General features: G+C 29.6%; 14 protein-coding genes. 8 read left to right on the plus strand and 6 right to left on the minus strand.

The annotated features are described in order from the left end of the window. The first annotated feature begins 412 nt into the window (after nucleotides 1-412). The 4 genes from FGQ49_RS02855 to FGQ49_RS02870 all read left to right on the plus strand — a co-directional run bounded on the left by FGQ49_RS02855 (nucleotide 413) and on the right by FGQ49_RS02870 (nucleotide 5194). Nucleotides 413-1075: a CopG family transcriptional regulator gene (locus FGQ49_RS02855; protein ID WP_138268407.1), complete on the plus strand. Its 663-nt coding sequence runs from the start codon at nucleotides 413-415 to the stop codon at nucleotides 1073-1075. Nucleotides 1076-1105: 30 nt separating this feature from the next. Next, complete coding sequence (gene clpB / locus FGQ49_RS02860; protein WP_138268408.1) at nucleotides 1106-3694, plus strand: ATP-dependent chaperone ClpB; 2589 nt, start codon at nucleotides 1106-1108, stop codon at nucleotides 3692-3694. Nucleotides 3695-3797: 103 nt separating this feature from the next. Next, nucleotides 3798-4592: a hypothetical protein gene (locus FGQ49_RS02865; protein ID WP_138268409.1), complete on the plus strand. Its 795-nt coding sequence runs from the start codon at nucleotides 3798-3800 to the stop codon at nucleotides 4590-4592. 86 nt (nucleotides 4593-4678) lie between these two features. Beyond that, complete coding sequence (locus FGQ49_RS02870; protein ID WP_138268410.1) at nucleotides 4679-5194, plus strand: helix-turn-helix domain-containing protein; 516 nt, start codon at nucleotides 4679-4681, stop codon at nucleotides 5192-5194. Nucleotides 5195-5197: 3 nt separating this feature from the next. On the opposite strand, the gene FGQ49_RS02875 is transcribed toward FGQ49_RS02870, so the two are convergent. The 5 genes from FGQ49_RS02875 to FGQ49_RS02895 form a co-directional block, all read right to left on the minus strand. Further along, the gene (locus tag FGQ49_RS02875; RefSeq protein ID WP_138268411.1) at nucleotides 5198-5719 is read right to left on the minus strand and encodes a DUF6652 family protein; all 522 of its coding nucleotides are present in this window, start codon (nucleotides 5717-5719) and stop codon (nucleotides 5198-5200) included. A gap of 92 nt (nucleotides 5720-5811) precedes the next feature. After that, a complete protein-coding gene (locus FGQ49_RS02880; protein ID WP_138268412.1) occupies nucleotides 5812-8925 on the minus strand; it encodes a type I restriction endonuclease subunit R in 3114 nt (1037 codons plus the stop codon). A gap of 15 nt (nucleotides 8926-8940) precedes the next feature. Next, on the minus strand, nucleotides 8941-10134 hold the full coding sequence (locus FGQ49_RS02885) for a restriction endonuclease subunit S (RefSeq protein WP_138268413.1): 1194 nt from the start codon (nucleotides 10132-10134) through the stop codon (nucleotides 8941-8943). Next, nucleotides 10131-11153 carry a virulence RhuM family protein gene (locus tag FGQ49_RS02890; RefSeq protein ID WP_138268414.1) on the minus strand — a complete coding sequence of 341 codons (1023 nt, stop codon included), beginning with the start codon at nucleotides 11151-11153 and terminating at the stop codon, nucleotides 10131-10133. The genes FGQ49_RS02885 and FGQ49_RS02890 overlap by 4 nt, the downstream gene beginning before the upstream one ends. 1 nt (nucleotide 11154) lies before the next feature. After that, nucleotides 11155-12717, minus strand: a complete 1563-nt coding sequence (locus FGQ49_RS02895; protein ID WP_171020569.1) for a type I restriction-modification system subunit M — start codon at nucleotides 12715-12717, stop codon at nucleotides 11155-11157. A 182-nt stretch (nucleotides 12718-12899) separates the two neighbouring features. Between FGQ49_RS02895 and FGQ49_RS10680 the strand changes: the two genes are divergently transcribed. Next, nucleotides 12900-13448 carry a sugar O-acetyltransferase gene (locus FGQ49_RS10680; RefSeq protein ID WP_138268416.1) on the plus strand — a complete coding sequence of 183 codons (549 nt, stop codon included), beginning with the start codon at nucleotides 12900-12902 and terminating at the stop codon, nucleotides 13446-13448. Nucleotides 13449-13565: 117 nt separating this feature from the next. Continuing rightward, the gene (locus FGQ49_RS02905; RefSeq protein WP_138268417.1) at nucleotides 13566-13988 is read left to right on the plus strand and encodes a hypothetical protein; all 423 of its coding nucleotides are present in this window, start codon (nucleotides 13566-13568) and stop codon (nucleotides 13986-13988) included. Between the two features lie 139 nt (nucleotides 13989-14127). On the opposite strand, the gene FGQ49_RS02910 is transcribed toward FGQ49_RS02905, so the two are convergent. Then, complete coding sequence (locus FGQ49_RS02910; RefSeq protein WP_138268418.1) at nucleotides 14128-14805, minus strand: Crp/Fnr family transcriptional regulator; 678 nt, start codon at nucleotides 14803-14805, stop codon at nucleotides 14128-14130. A 138-nt stretch (nucleotides 14806-14943) separates the two neighbouring features. Here FGQ49_RS02910 and FGQ49_RS02915 point away from each other — a divergent pair, with 138 nt between their 5' ends. Both FGQ49_RS02915 and FGQ49_RS02920 read left to right on the plus strand, forming a co-directional pair. Then, nucleotides 14944-15276 (plus strand): cupin domain-containing protein, encoded by a 333-nt coding sequence (locus FGQ49_RS02915; protein WP_138268419.1) that lies wholly within the window; start codon nucleotides 14944-14946, stop codon nucleotides 15274-15276. A 16-nt stretch (nucleotides 15277-15292) separates the two neighbouring features. Next, nucleotides 15293-15481: a ferredoxin gene (locus FGQ49_RS02920; RefSeq protein WP_138268420.1), complete on the plus strand. Its 189-nt coding sequence runs from the start codon at nucleotides 15293-15295 to the stop codon at nucleotides 15479-15481. Nucleotides 15482-15485 lie beyond the last annotated feature (4 nt).

Consider the following 15485-nt stretch of genomic DNA (forward strand, 5'->3'; position numbering starts at 1 on the left):
TAAAATAGGTGCTTTATTTGATTTCAATTAAATCCCTCCTAAATTTATTATAATGAATTATAGTTAGTTTATTTTTATAATATCATAAATTTTTTATAAAAATACATTTTTCTACATCATATATAATAATTTTATTTTATGTTTATTAAAATTTAAAAAAAATTATTAAATTTCCAAACAAGTTTTTATATTTTTTGTCAAATTTAAGGTATAAAATATTAAAATTAAAGGTAAAAAAATACATTTGATTAGGCTAAAACCCTTTATTTAAAAGGGTTTTGGTTGTTTGAAAGGTTTTAGATAAATAAATATTATAAAATTATTAATTTGTAATTAAAATTATATAATTCTATTGACAAATTATATAATCAGGTATATAATTTAGCCAAAATAAAGGAAAGGTGCAGGTAAAATGGGAAAAAGTGTATATAGTTTAGTATTAATGGATGAAGTCGTAGAAAAAGTTGATGAAGCGGCTTATAAAATGGGTACAAGCAGGTCTAATTTAATAAATCAAATTTTGGCTGATTATGTATCATATACAACACCTCAAAAACAGGTTGAAGGAATATTTACATCCCTTGAAAATATGTTTAAGGAAATGAATACTTTTCAAGTTTTAGCTAATCCATCTCCTTATTTTATGAATATAACCAGCTCTCTTAGATATAAATACAGACCAACCATAAAATACGGAGTAGAGTTATATGACAATTCAAAGTATTCATTTGGAGAGCTTAAAGTTACTTTAAGAACGACAAATCAGACTTTAATAAGAGATATGAACAGATTTTTGAATTTTTATTCAAAGCTTGAAGAAAAATATATTAGAGGAATACTGGAGGATAATTTATGTTACAAGATAGAAGAAAAGAAATATACAAGACAATTTGTTTTACCAAAGGAACAAGGTATTGACAAAGTTGACCTTGGAGTTTTAATCGGAGAATATATAAAGGTATTTGACAGCGTGTTAAAAGTATTTTTAAATGATCTTCCATATATTGATGACGCATGCTCCGATGCTGAAAAAGAGTATGTTACTTTAATGCAAAAGGTTCATGCAATTATATAATGATTATTTAACATAAAGGAGGGTTTTAAAATGAATGCAAATGACTATACTGAAAAATCACTTCTTGCACTTCAAAATGCACAGAATTTAGCTATAGATAACAATAACTCGGTTATGGAAGCCGAACATTTATTATACGCATTACTTGATGACAGAGGAGGGCTTATTCCTGAACTTCTTGAAAAAATGCAGGTTAATGTATCTGGATTAAAATCGGAAGTAGAAAATAAAATAAAATCTTTTCCTAAAGTTTCATCAAGCAGCGTAGATAACTTATACGCAAGCAACAACTTAAATAGAGTTATTCGTCTTGCAGAAAATATAGCAAAGAATATGAAAGACGAATATGTTTCCGTTGAACATTTATTCCTTGCAATGTTTAATGAAGGCGGAAGCTTTATAAAAGATGAATTTAGAAAATATAATGTTACAAAAGATAACTTCACAAAGAACTTGTCTTTGGTGAGAGGAGGGAGAACAGTGAACAATCAAAATCCTGAAAACACATATAATGTACTTGAAAAATATGGTTCCGACTTGGTGGAACTTGCAAAACAAAATAAACTTGACCCTGTAATCGGCAGGGACGATGAAATAAGAAATGTAATAAGAATACTATCAAGAAAGACAAAGAATAACCCTGTTTTAATAGGTGAACCTGGTGTTGGTAAAACAGCAATCGCAGAAGGTCTTGCTCTTAGAATTGTAAGAGGAGATGTTCCAAACAACCTAAAAGACAGAAGTATTTTCTCTCTTGATATGGGTGCTCTTGTTGCAGGTGCAAAATTCAGAGGTGAATTTGAAGAAAGAATCAAAGCCGTACTTGATGAAATCAAGAAAAGCGAAGGTAAAATTATTCTATTCATTGATGAACTTCATACGATAGTAGGCGCAGGTAAGACTGACGGTGCAATGGATGCCGGCAACCTATTAAAACCACTTCTTGCAAGAGGGGAATTACACTGTATAGGTGCAACTACTTTAAATGAATATAGAGAATACATCGAAAAAGATGCTGCACTAGAAAGAAGATTTCAACCTGTTATGGTAGGAGAACCAAGTGTTGAAGATACAGTTGCAATCCTTAGAGGTCTTAAGGAAAGATATGAAATATATCACGGCGTAAAAATCACAGACCAAGCTCTTGTTTCTGCAGCAATTTTATCAAACAGATATATTACAGACAGATTCTTACCTGATAAAGCAATTGACTTAATCGATGAAGCCTGCGCTTTAATCAAGACTGAAATGGATTCAATGCCAACAGAGCTTGATGAAGTAAACAGAAAGATTATGCAATATCAAATTGAAGCAACAGCTCTTAAAAAAGAAAAAGACGAACTTGCAAAGAAACGTCTTGAAGAAATCAACAAGGAAATCGCTGAACTTTCTGATAAGTTTAATGCCATGAAAGCAAAATGGATGAAAGAAAAAGACACAATCGGAAAAGCTCAAAGATTAAGAGAAGAAATAGACAGGGTAAACAGCGAAATAGAACAAGCTCAAAGAGTAAACAATCTTAATAAAGCAGCCGAACTTAAATATGGTAAATTGCCAGAACTTCAAAAGGAATTAAAAGCCGAAGAAGAAAAATCAAAAGAAAAACATTCTACTCTTTTAAGAGATAAAGTTACGGAAGAAGAAATTGCAAAGATTGTTTCAAAATGGACTCATATCCCCGTATCCAAACTTGTTGAAAGCGAAAAAGAAAAACTTCTTCACTTAGAAGATACACTTCACAAGAGAGTGATCGGTCAAGACGAAGCGGTAAGACTTGTAAGCGATGCGATAATCAGGTCAAGAGCAGGTATTCAAGACCCATCAAAACCAATAGGTTCATTCTTATTCCTTGGTCCAACAGGGGTAGGTAAAACAGAGCTTGCAAAAACTCTTGCTTATACCTTGTTTGACAATGAACAAAACATTATACGTATCGATATGAGTGAATACATGGAAAAATTCAGTGTGTCTAGACTTATAGGTGCACCTCCGGGATATGTAGGATATGATGAAGGGGGACAACTTACGGAAGCAGTAAGAAGAAGTCCTTACAGTGTAGTACTTTTCGATGAAATTGAAAAAGCTCATCCCGATGTATTTAACATCTTACTTCAAATCCTTGATGACGGAAGAGTTACGGATTCTCAGGGAAGAACTATCGACTTTAAAAATACAATCATTATCTTAACATCTAACCTTGGAAGTGAATACTTGCTTGAAAGTACAGAAAAATACGGCGATATTACAGAAGAAACAAAAGATAATATAGATAAACTTCTTAAATCACATTTTAGACCTGAATTTTTAAACAGACTAGATGAAATAGTTATTTATAAACCACTTAAGAAAGAAGAAATATCTAAGATTGTTGATCTTATGCTTGAAAAACTTAAAAACAGACTTGAAGATAAATTCTTGCATTTGGTTATAAGCGATAAAGCAAAGGCATTTATAATCGACAATGGTTATGACCCAATATTTGGTGCAAGACCTCTTAAGAGATTTATTCAAAGTCATGTTGAAACACTAATAGCTAAAGCAATTTTAGCAAATAACTTTGAAAGCGGAACAACATTAAAGGTAGATGTGGAAGATGATAAATTGGTTGTAAGATATTAATAAAAGGACCTTAATTGGTCCTTTTATTTTTTTTGTTTATAAAGTAAAATATGATTAGAAGCATACGATAAGTTTTATTTTAAGTTATAAAGAGGTAGGGGAAATGAAAATATTAAAAAAACTTATTATATTTATTATTCCTATTTTACTTATTGCCGGATATTTTACATTTAAAAATATAAATTCAGATTGGACTAAAAAGTTTAGTAATGAGTTTGATATTTTCTTTGGTAAAGGTAATTGGGAAAGCGTATCAGAAGAAACAAAGGAAAGTATAATATATGATGAATATATTATCGTTCATTCTGCTCCGTACTTGTCGGAAAATGTTCCCGGTAAATTCCAAGAATGGAATATAACCTATATGAATGCTGATAATAAAAGAGAAATGGCAATAATCTCAGACCATACCTATAGAATAAATAACGATAAATATTCTTTTCTCAGTAAAAAACGATATTCAAAAAAACAAGCTCTTACATTAGAATTTATGAATATTTCCTTTTCTATTTGCGGGGATAAAGTTATGAAAGAGAGCATATCGCCTTATTTAAGCGAAAAAGAAATGGAGGCTTTAACCGTAGAGATATCTTATCACGGAGGAAATCCAAAGCCCGAATTTTATGATGATTTGATAAAGCAGGCTTGGTTTAACGTAAAAGATATAAGTGCTAAAGATTATCTAAATTATGATAAACATGAGTTTTATATTTATATACGTTCTTACGATTATAAATTGGATAAATTGACTGACGAAGAAAAACGACACATTTTTGACAGCATGGAAAAAATAGAGAAAGATTTACTTGAAAAATATGGGAAAAATGCTTCATTTGAAATATATATAGACGAAAATCACAAAGTAGAATATAAAGATGGGGTAAAAACTGTAAATTAACATGAATTCTCACCCTCTGTACTTTATAAAAAGCATAAAAAATATCATAATGAGATTAAAGTATGGGATAGAAAAGGAGAATTAACATGAATCAATCTCAGATTGGTAAATTTATAAAAAGTTTAAGAGAAGAAAAGAATTTAACTCAAGAGCAGCTTGCCGAGAAATTAAATGTCAGCAATAAATCTGTTTCAAGATGGGAAAACGGAAAAACAATGCCGGATTTATCTTTACTTGTTATGATTTGTGAAGAATTCGATATAACAATAAGTGAGCTTTTAAACGGAAGAAGAATGAGCATAGAAGAACTAAAAGAATTAAAGGATACTGTGGAAAGGCTTATTAATTATTCTATGGAAGAACAGTCATTTAAAGCAAAAAAAGTAAACAGATTTTTAATTTTAGGAATTTTGTTTACTATTCTTGCAATTTTAAATAATTATATTCCTTATTTAGATTTTATTTTTAGGGAAAACATAGCCCAATTTGTAAGCGGACTGTTTTATGGGCTTGGAACTTCTTTTGAACTTGTGGGTTTGTATAACAGTTCAAATAGAATATCTTTAAAAGAAAGAAAAAAAGCATTAAAAAAAGATAAGTAAAACTTATCTTTTTTTGTATTCTTTTCTTGCTTTGTTAAAGATTATTATAGAGCTTATTACGTCTAAAATAAAAATTAAATGCATTATGATATGTATTGTCGCTTCTTTGTTTGATAAAATATTTTCTTTTTTCATTTTTAGAACAGCTTTTATTCCGTATGAAGAGGATACCATAATGAGTATATAATTCATACATGCGAGAATAAGACAAATAATCGGAGAGGCCAAAAGCAAAGCCGGAACGACCATTGCCATTATAAATATCATTCCCACAATAAACATAGTGACAAAAAAAGGAATATGTATAAGTTTTATTGTCATATTCCAAAATGCAAGAGTGTAAAAGTCGTTTTCCTCCTTAAGCATATAAGCATTTATTATGTTTGCCGCATATACGATAACCGTGAATATGAGATATTGAAAAAGAATGAAAAGTCTGGTGTCTTCATCCGGTAAAGCAAACATTAAAAGAAGCATATAAGGCCAACAAATTAACAATAACGGTAAAATAATTCTTTTTTTCATTTTATTAATTCCCTCTAGTTTCTTTTATATATTATAAAGGATTTTTATTCAAGAGTATATAAAAAACACAAAGATAAATTTTATCTTTGTGTTTAACCTATACCAAAGAATTTATCAAAAAATTCTTTTAGATTTTCAATAACCTTTTGTTTTTTCTCTTTTCGTTTGTTTCCCTCTTTAGAAAATCTTGATACAGGAGGCATTATTTTGTCAATGTCCGTTCCTGTTGTTTTTATATATCCGTCTCTAAACGCATTTTGAATAAACTTTTTAGTGTCTTCTTCTTTTAAGTTTTCTTCTTTAATTATTTTATCAAGTTCTTTTTCTTTTTCTTTCTTTATAAAATTTCTCCACTCTTCGTCTATATTGTCTGTTTCATTGACTCTTTCAATAAAGTTTTCAATTAGAACTTTTTTACTTCTTAATTCATAACTTGCATCAACTGCGTTTTGTATATTGATTAGTACTTCTTTGTCTTTGCAGTGACTTTCATGATATTTTTTCACAAGCATTAATATATAATCAATATTTATATCTACTTGCTTTATAAGTTCTATTTCAAATATAACATCATTGGTTATATCTTCTTTTTCCATATCTTTTTTATTTATCCATTCATCTCTAATATCTTGATATCTTCCGGTGTAGTTTTGTATGTCTCTTATGGATATTATGTCATTTTCTTCAAATTCATCAAAGGAGTTTAAAAGATTTCTCATTCTAAGTATAGAGCCAAAAAGCATTATAAATTCTTTTTGTCTTTCTTCCCCTGTTATTCTTTCTTCACTTAACGGGAATTTCTCTTTTAATTTATTTATTAGGTCGATATAACCGGGTTTGTTTTCTCCCTTTTCGTTTGTATAGCCATAAAAATAGTCTTTGAATTTTCTTATTAATACAATTCCTCCTGCGTCTTTATCGCCAAATAATGCAAGAGCATCATCTACTTCTTTTTGAAGATTTCTAAAACAAACTATATTCCCAAATGTTTTAATTGAATTTAAAATTCTGTTGGTTCTGCTGAATGCTTGAATCAAGCCATGCATTTTTAAATTTTTATCTACCCATAATGTATTAAGAGTAGTTGCGTCAAACCCTGTTAAAAACATATTTACTACAATAAGCAAATCAATTTCCTTATTTTTCATTCTAAGGGATACATCTTTATAATAATTTTGGAATTTATCGCTTGTTGTATCATAGGAAGTGTTAAACATTTTGTTATAGTCTCTTATTGCATCTTCCAAAAATTCTCTGCTGTTTGTATCTAAAGCGGAAGTATCTTCGCTGTTTTCTTCTCCTAAAATTCCATCTGCTTCTTCTTCATTTTGGCTATAACTGTAAATAAGAGCGATTTTTAATTGCTTATTTCTATTTTCATTCATTTGTTTTTTAAACTCGCTGTAATAAGCCTTTGCCATTTCAACGCTTGCTACTGCAAAAATGGAATTAAAACCGCTTAATCTTTGTTTTTGTTTTATTTCTTCAATCTTCTTATCTTTATTTGTGGCAACTTGTTCAATATTTTTTAGGGAATTAAAAACATAGGTTTTGTTTCCCCTATATGTCTTTTGGTCAAAGTGGTCTAAGATATATTTTGTAATAAGTGAGATTCTTTCTTTTGCCATATATACATTTTCTCTGTCTATGTCGTATACCTGCTTATCTTTGATATTATCTTCATAGTCCATTGTCTTGTTGTATTCTACTCTAAAAGGCAGAACATTTCTGTCGTTTATGGCATCTACTATTGTGTATGTATGAAGTAAATCCCCGAATGTTTGAGCTGTCGTTAAATTGCTGCCACTATTTATTCCTTTCGCATTTACGGCAAAAATAGGAGTTCCCGTAAAACCGAATAAATAATATTTCTTAAAGTTTTTTACTATTGCTTTGTGCATTTCGCCGAATTGACTTCTATGGCACTCATCAAAAATTAATACAATTTGTTTATCATATATATCATGTTTCTCGTTTTTCTTTACGAAAGTTGAAAGCTTTTGTATTGTCGTTATTATAATTCTTGCATTATCGTCTTCAAGCTGTTTTGTCAATACGGCAGTTGAAGTGTTGCTGTTTGCACATCCTTTTTCAAACCTGTCGTATTCTTTCATTGTCTGATAATCCAAATCTTTACGGTCTACGACAAATATAACTTTATCTATAAAATCTAAATTAGAGGCTATTCTCGCAGTTTTAAAGGAAGTAAGGGTTTTTCCGCTTCCTGTTGTATGCCAAATATATCCACCTGATGCAATACTTCCGTATTTTTTATAGTTGTTTGCAATTTGTATTCTGTTTATTATTCTTTCCGTTGCCGTGATTTGATAAGGTCTCATTACCATAAGCATATTTTCTGATGTAAATATGCAGTATTTTGCAATTATGTTAAGAATTGTATGTTTTGCAAAGAATGTTTTTGCAAAGTCTATTAAATCGGGAATTATTTTATTGTTTGCATCTGCCCAAAAGCTGGTAAATTCAAAACTATTGCTGGTTTTATTTTTGTTTGAATTTTTTGTTGTGGCTTCTTTTATGGCATTATATCTGGTGGAGTTGGAATAATATTTTGTATTTACTCCGTTTGAAATAACAAATATTTGAACATATTCAAAAAGACCGTCTCCCGCAAAGAAAGAATCTCTTTGATAGCGGTTAATTTGATTAAAGGCTTCTTTTATGTTTATTCCCCTTCTTTTTAGTTCAATATGAATAAGAGGAAGTCCGTTTACGAGAATTGTAACATCGTATCTGTTATCGTAGTTTGCCCCTTCTTCTTTTGTCACTTCGTATTGATTTAAAACCTGCAAATGATTGTTATGAATATTGTTTTTATCTAAAAGAGAGATGTTTTTTGATGTGTTGTCGTCTCTTTTTAATACTTGGATATAGTCTTCTTGTATCTTCCTTGTCTTTTCAACTATATGTTCATTTTTATTTGCTATGGAATCTTTATAAAATCTTTCCCATTCCATATTGCTGAATTCATAGTTGTTTAATTTTTCAAGCTGTTTTCTTAAATTAAGTTTAAGTTCATCTTGTGTATGTATATCTACATATTCATAACCTTGAGATATTAGCAGATTTATAAATTCTTTTTCAAGTTCTGCTTCGCTTTGATATGCTTTTGCAGTTTGTATTCCCGGTTTATATTCTGTTATTACGGTGTTTTCGGTTGTTGATGCAACTATGTTAAAGTAGCTCATGTTTTCACCTCTTTTTTATTTTGAAAGTTCCTTAAAATCAAGCAGTTTATCTCTATAATATTCATATTGTTTCTGTCTTTTTTCTATTTCAGCAGGAAGACCATTTGTTATATCATTACAAAGGGTATCAAAACGGTCAATTATGTCTACTATTCTTTGTTGTTTTTCTTTTTCAGGTATAGGTATATTTAATGTTACAAGACCTTTTTGTGTTAAATGTGGTACGGTTGAACCAGTTTTAACTCTTTCAATAAAATCTTTAAAATATTTTGAAGTAAAAAAATAATATATATATTTAGGTATTATATTTTTTTCTAGAATTTTAATTCTAAATACACCACTATTTAATGTTGTTAACTTCTTAGGTTCTTTGCTTAAAAATGCTACTTTTCCAAGAGTACCATCCTTTGTAATTAGTATGTCATTTTTATGAACTTGGATATTAGAATCCATGTCATATCTATTTTTAGTAACATACATACAAGTATCAAAATTTATTGTACCATCTGATTGAAAGTCTGTTCCTGTAATTAAATAATAATCTCCTTCTAGTAAATATTCTGCTTTTGTCAATCTTTGCCAACCAACTCTAGCTTTTACAAGGGCTATATCAGTAATATGCTTTATTTCACAATTTTGTAAGTTATTGAAAATTTGTTGCTTATAATACTCATACTGTTTTTTTCTTGCTGTAAGCTCTGCTGTAAGCTCTGCTGTAAGCTCTGCTGTAAGCTCTGTAAAGGTATCCAAAATACGCACGATCTCTTCTTGTACGGGAAGAGGGGGGATTGGGATTTTGAAGTTTTGTATACTAGATGTATATACATGAGGAACGCCACTTCCTTTTTTTGTATTAAAAATTTTATTTTGCATATTTTTTAATACATAAAAAATAAATTTTGTTAAAATAATATTTTTATTTTTTGAAACTACTGTGAATGCATCAGAGACAAAAATAGGAGTTTCCCAAAAAGCTACATATCCTGCATTAACACCACTTCCTGCTATAGTAATATTTTCACCTGTTCTATTATGTTTATTACAATAATATGCGGGTTTTAAACCTCCTGCAATGACAGGGATATTACCTAAGATAAGATTCTTTTTTGTTATCGAATTACCTCTTTTCATTTCAGCAATGTTCTTTAACTCCACATACTCAACCCCATCGGGACAGAGTTCATTTATCAGTTGTTCTAATTTGCTCATATGTTTTCACCGTTTTCTTTAAGCATTTTGTTTATTTGTTTATCAAAATCAGATTCTATTTTTTGTGTCTTGTTGAATTGGTCGTATTCCAAATAGGCTTTTTCCTTTGCATCCTTACTTGATATTTTGCCTTTATCTTTTAATATTTCATATCTTCTGAATTCCAAAAATGCATTTATGCTTTTTGCAAATTCTTCCATTGTAAATGTGTTTTCTCTCTCGATTAGGTCTTCAATATAATCAAAATATCCGCTTACTGCTCTTTCGAGACTTTTAATTTGTTTCTCATCCAAATAATTTTTTGCAACTGTTACGTCTGATTTTAATATTCTTCCAGCAGGAGCATTTTTCCATGTTGTAAGCCCCATATGTTCTTTGTTATGATCTGATTTTGTATATACTATTTCTGCTGCTGTTTGACCTGTTATTGCAAAATGAAATTTATTTTGCACCATAGCATAAAATCTTTTTGTAATATCTGAATTTTTGTCATAATCAATACTGCATTCTGCAAAAATATCTGTTATTTGCTGCCATATTCTTCTTTCGCTCGCTCTTATAGAACGAACTCTTTCCAGCAATTCTTTAAAATAATCTTTGCCAAATAAGGTTTTGCCTTGTTTTAGTCTTTCATCATCCATTGCAAAACCTTTAATCATATATTCTTTTAATATTTTTGTCGCCCAAATTCTAAAATTTGTTGCACGAAGAGAATTTACACGGTAGCCTACTGAAATGATTGCATCAAGATTATAAAAGTTTGTTATATGAGTTTGTGTTTTATCTTCAATGGCACCATGCTTAGTGGTTGTTGCAAATTCTGCAACAACCATGGATTGTTTTAATTCTCCTTCTTCAAAAATATTTTTTAAATGTCGGCTTATTGTTGATTTATCTACGTCAAACAGTTCAGCCATTGCTTTTTGTGTAAGCCAAATTGTTTCATCTTTTATAAAAGCATTTACTTTTATATTTTCTTCTTCTATTTTATACATTAAAAATTCAAATTGATTTTTCATGTTATCCCTCAATCTCCTTGATTATTTTGTCGATTTCGGCTCTTAAAATTTCTTCTTTTTCTACTATCTCTTTTATTTCTTTGTTTAATACATCAATATCTATTACTTCCCTTGTATCTTGTGGTTCAACATATGTATTTACAGATAAGTTGTAATCTTCTTCTTTTATCTTTTCATATTCCACAAGAGAAGAAAAATGTTCTTCTTCTTTTCTTTCTTTAAATACTGATAGTATTTTATCCATGTTTTCTTTTGTGAGTTTATTGTTGTTTGTTACCTTTATGCATTCTTTGCTCGCATCAATAAACAAAGTCTTGTTATCGGTTTTGTTCTTTTTCATTACCATAATGCACGTTGCTATTGATGTTCCAAAGAATAGGTTTTCCGGAAGCTGGATAATAGTATCTATAAAGTTATTATCAATAAGATATTTTCTTATTTTTTTCTCTGCTCCCCCTCTGTACATTATCCCCGGGAAGCATACTATGGCAGCTGTTCCGTTTGTGGCAAGCCAGCTTAATGAATGCATAATAAAAGCAAGGTCTGCTTTTCCTTTAGGTGCCAAAACTCCGGCAGGGGAAAATCTTGGGTCGTTTATTAAGGTTGCGTTGCTGTCTCCTTCCCATTTTATTGAATAAGGAGGATTTGATACAATAAGCTCAAAAGGTTCATCATCCCAGTGCTTTGGTTTTGTTAAAGTATCTTCACAGGCTATATCGAATTTGTCATAGTCTATATCGTGAAGAAACATATTTATACGGCATAAGTTATAGGTTGTTATATTTATTTCCTGACCGTAAAAACCGTTTCTTACATTTTCTTTTCCAAGTACTTTAACGGATTTTAAAAGAAGCGAACCTGAACCGCAGGCAGGGTCGTATACTTTGTTTACTTCTTTTTTCCCTACTGTTCCAAGAAGCGTAAGAAGAGTCGAAACATCTGCCGGTGTGAAGAACTCGCCTCCCGATTTTCCTGCATTTGATGCATACATTGTCATAAGATATTCATAAGCATCACCAAAGGTATCTATATCGTGATTTTGAACATTATCAAGTTTCATGTTGTTTATGCCGTCTAAAAGTTTAACGAGTCTTTCGTTTCTCTTTTTAACCGTTGAACCAAGCTTGTTGCTGTTTACGTCAAAATCATCAAACAGTCCCGCAAAAGAATTTTCTGAATCGGTTCCTTTTGCCGAATTTTCAATATTTCTAAACACTTTTTCTAATGTTTCGTTTAAATTTTCATCGCTTTTTGCCTTATTTTGCACATTGCAGAAAAGTTCGCTTGGAAGAATAAAAAAGCCTTTTGAATTTACTATATCTTCTCTTATTGTTTCTGCTTGTTCATCTTCTAATTTGGCATAGTCAAATTCAAGGTCACCGGCGTCTCTTTCTCCTTTGTTTATATATTCTGATATATTTTCTGATATATATCTATAAAACATTGTGCCAAGGACATAATTTTTAAAGTCCCAGCCGTCAACTGCTCCTCTTAATTCATCGGCTATAGCCCATATAGCTCTATGAAGCTCATCTCTTTCCATTTCTTTCTTATTGTCTGCCATAATTTTTATCCTTTGTTATATATTTAATTTTATTTTACATAATTTTTAAACCCATTTCAATTTTATTGGATATTTTGTAGAAATAAGAATTTTGTTAGGGAAATTTTTCCTTATAAAACTTATAATAAATAAATCAAATCTTTTAATGTATATTATAATAAATAAAAAAACAGGAGATAAAAATGAACGAATGGGAAAAAGCACAAAGAGGAATGCTTTACGATGCAAATTATAATAAAGAAATTTTAAAGCTTAGAGAAAAATGTGCAGATTTGTGTTTTGAATTTAATAATCTAAAACCATCGGATAAAGAAAATCAAAATAAACTTTTAAAGGATATTTTAGGTCATATAAAAGGGATAGTAACAGTAACACAGCCTTTTTACTGTGATTACGGTTTTAATATATCTATTGGAGAAAATTTCTATTCAAATCATAACTTAACTGTTCTTGATGCGGCAAAAGTTACAATAGGAGATAATGTGTTTATTGGACCAAACTGTGTCATAACAACGGCTTCTCATCCCAAAAATAAGGAAGAAAGAAGAAGAGGGCTTGAATTTGCAAAGCCTATAAAAATCGGAAATGATGTTTGGATAGGTTCTAACGTCGTTATTCTACCGGGAATTACTATAGAAGACGGGGCGATAATTGGAGCGGGAAGCGTTGTAACAAAAGATGTTTTAAAAGACAGCGTGGTTTATGGAATTAAAGGAGAGATTAAAAGATAAGGGTTTATTTAGGGGGATTTATTATAAGTTATTAAATTCTTAAGAAAAAGTTAATTGTAATATAAAATAAAAAAATTATAATAAAAATAAAATATTACAATAAATTAAGGGAAATAGATGAAAACAAAATATAAGTATAATCCTCCTTTTTCTTATAGCTTACATGATATGTATGTTAATAATATTAAAATTATTGATAGTAACATAAAACTTGAATTTGAAAATGGATATGTAAAACTTGTTGAACCGTACAACGTAATACCGGGCAGTATTATTATTGAAAATGTAGATTTTGATTTTTCAAGTGTGGTTATTCAAAACAGTCTTGGTGAATATGGAATGTTCAAAAGTGAAAAATTAGAAATTGGAGAGTTTATCAAAAAATATGATGATTTTAGTTTTGAAATTGTAGATGAACTTTACGGGTATAATAAATTATTCTATTCAGGTTATTTAAGGCGTAAACATAAAGATGAAATTTATGCCATGGATTTATATGTTTATTTTATCGGTGATATTATTTATGAAACAGAAGAATAAAATAACCCCTTTGAATATATTATTCAAAGGAGTTTTTTGTGTTTTTATAAGCATGATGATTATAGATAACTTTATTAGTCTTATATTATTGCAACATGATTTGATTTTTTAGAATATGAAAATATAACTTTTTAATTATTTAAATATCTTCATCAATCCTCTTTACACAAAACCAAGAACCTTTCGTATCAATGAGTCCTGATTTTTTTAATTTGCCAATTTCTGCCGACATAGCACTTCTTTCTACCCCCAAATAATCTGCGAGAGCCTGCCTGTCAAAAGGTATTGTAAATTCACAGCTGTTGTTTTGTTTTGCTTGATCTAAAAGATACAGCATTAGCTTGTTCTTTGTTGTCTTTTCTGACATATATCTTATTTTTTTATTTAATGATAGTGTTTTTTGTGCCATCTCTTTTAATAAATTTTTGATTACTAAATTATGATAATGACAGGAAGCGGAACACATTGTCATTACTTTATTTGAATTAAGTAACATTATCTTACTGTCTTTATCGGCTACCACGCTTACGGGAAAAGAATTAAGTCCCGCAAAAGAAAATACTTCCGCAAACATCTCTGACTCTTTTAATATTGTTAAAACGCTTCTATTTCCATAATAGTCATCTCTTATAATTTTAACTTTTCCCATAAGTACGATTCCAAAATTTTGAGCCAGGTCTCCTTCAAAAAATATATTTTCATTCTTTTTTACATTTATAATTTTCCCATTAAGACATTTTATCATTGATTTTAATTGATTTTCTTGAACACCTTTAAATAAAGGACATTTTAATAATATATCAAAATATTTTTCCATAAACTTCTCCTTTTGTTGGAAATACAACATTTTCTTAGGCTTGATTATAGTATTATACATTTACAAAATCAAATAAAAAATAAATATTCTAAGTGAATAAGTAAAAATATTTAAGAAAAGCTAATATGGAGGAAAGTTATGAATACAAAAATAAAAAATATAAACCAAGCACAAGTAGTTTTATTAAAAGATGAAATATCTTATCAAAAAGGTCAGGTTGTAAGTAAAACCCTTGCTCAAAATAGTGCATTAAGCATTACATTATTTTCATTCGATAAAGGGGAAGAAATAAGTACACATAAATCTGGCGGTGATGCTTTTGTTACTTGTCTTGACGGAGTAGGTAAGATCACTATTGATGATAAAGAATATATTCTAAAAGAAGGTGAATCTATTGTAATGCCTGCTAATCACCCTCATGCGGTATATGGTGAAGAAGCATTTAAAATGCTGCTTGTTGTTGTATTTTAAGAAAGGAGTTTTTAATATGAAAGCATTTGTTGATGAAGAACTTTGTATTGGATGTGGACTATGTTGCACATACTGTGATGAAGTTTTTCGTTTAAATGAGGATGGGAAGTCAGAAGCTTATAAAGATGTAAATGAAAATAATTTAATTAAGGTACAAGAGGCGATTGATAATTGTCCTGTATCTGCAATTAGTATGGAGGAATAAAAAA

It is taken from the genome of Anaerofustis stercorihominis (assembly GCF_005844425.1).
GTDB classification, from domain to species: domain Bacteria; phylum Bacillota; class Clostridia; order Eubacteriales; family Anaerofustaceae; genus Anaerofustis; species Anaerofustis butyriciformans.

Excerpts from the sequence above, each read along its gene's own strand:
- FGQ49_RS02885 (WP_138268413.1), bottom strand. The coding sequence starts at position 10,134 with ATGAGCAAATTAGAACAACTGATAAATGAACTCTGTCCCGATGGGGTT.
- clpB (WP_138268408.1), top strand. The coding sequence starts at position 1,106 with ATGAATGCAAATGACTATACTGAAAAATCACTTCTTGCACTTCAAAAT.
- FGQ49_RS02855 (WP_138268407.1), top strand. The coding sequence starts at position 413 with ATGGGAAAAAGTGTATATAGTTTAGTATTAATGGATGAAGTCGTAGAA.
- FGQ49_RS02910 (WP_138268418.1), bottom strand. The coding sequence starts at position 14,805 with ATGGAAAAATATTTTGATATATTATTAAAATGTCCTTTATTTAAAGGT.
- FGQ49_RS02890 (WP_138268414.1), bottom strand. The coding sequence starts at position 11,153 with ATGAAAAATCAATTTGAATTTTTAATGTATAAAATAGAAGAAGAAAAT.
- FGQ49_RS10680 (WP_138268416.1), top strand. The coding sequence starts at position 12,900 with ATGAACGAATGGGAAAAAGCACAAAGAGGAATGCTTTACGATGCAAAT.
- FGQ49_RS02880 (WP_138268412.1), bottom strand. The coding sequence starts at position 8,925 with ATGAGCTACTTTAACATAGTTGCATCAACAACCGAAAACACCGTAATA.
- FGQ49_RS02915 (WP_138268419.1), top strand. The coding sequence starts at position 14,944 with ATGAATACAAAAATAAAAAATATAAACCAAGCACAAGTAGTTTTATTA.
- FGQ49_RS02895 (WP_171020569.1), bottom strand. The coding sequence starts at position 12,717 with ATGGCAGACAATAAGAAAGAAATGGAAAGAGATGAGCTTCATAGAGCT.
- FGQ49_RS02875 (WP_138268411.1), bottom strand. The coding sequence starts at position 5,719 with ATGAAAAAAAGAATTATTTTACCGTTATTGTTAATTTGTTGGCCTTAT.
- FGQ49_RS02905 (WP_138268417.1), top strand. The coding sequence starts at position 13,566 with ATGAAAACAAAATATAAGTATAATCCTCCTTTTTCTTATAGCTTACAT.
- FGQ49_RS02920 (WP_138268420.1), top strand. The coding sequence starts at position 15,293 with ATGAAAGCATTTGTTGATGAAGAACTTTGTATTGGATGTGGACTATGT.
- FGQ49_RS02865 (WP_138268409.1), top strand. The coding sequence starts at position 3,798 with ATGAAAATATTAAAAAAACTTATTATATTTATTATTCCTATTTTACTT.
- FGQ49_RS02870 (WP_138268410.1), top strand. The coding sequence starts at position 4,679 with ATGAATCAATCTCAGATTGGTAAATTTATAAAAAGTTTAAGAGAAGAA.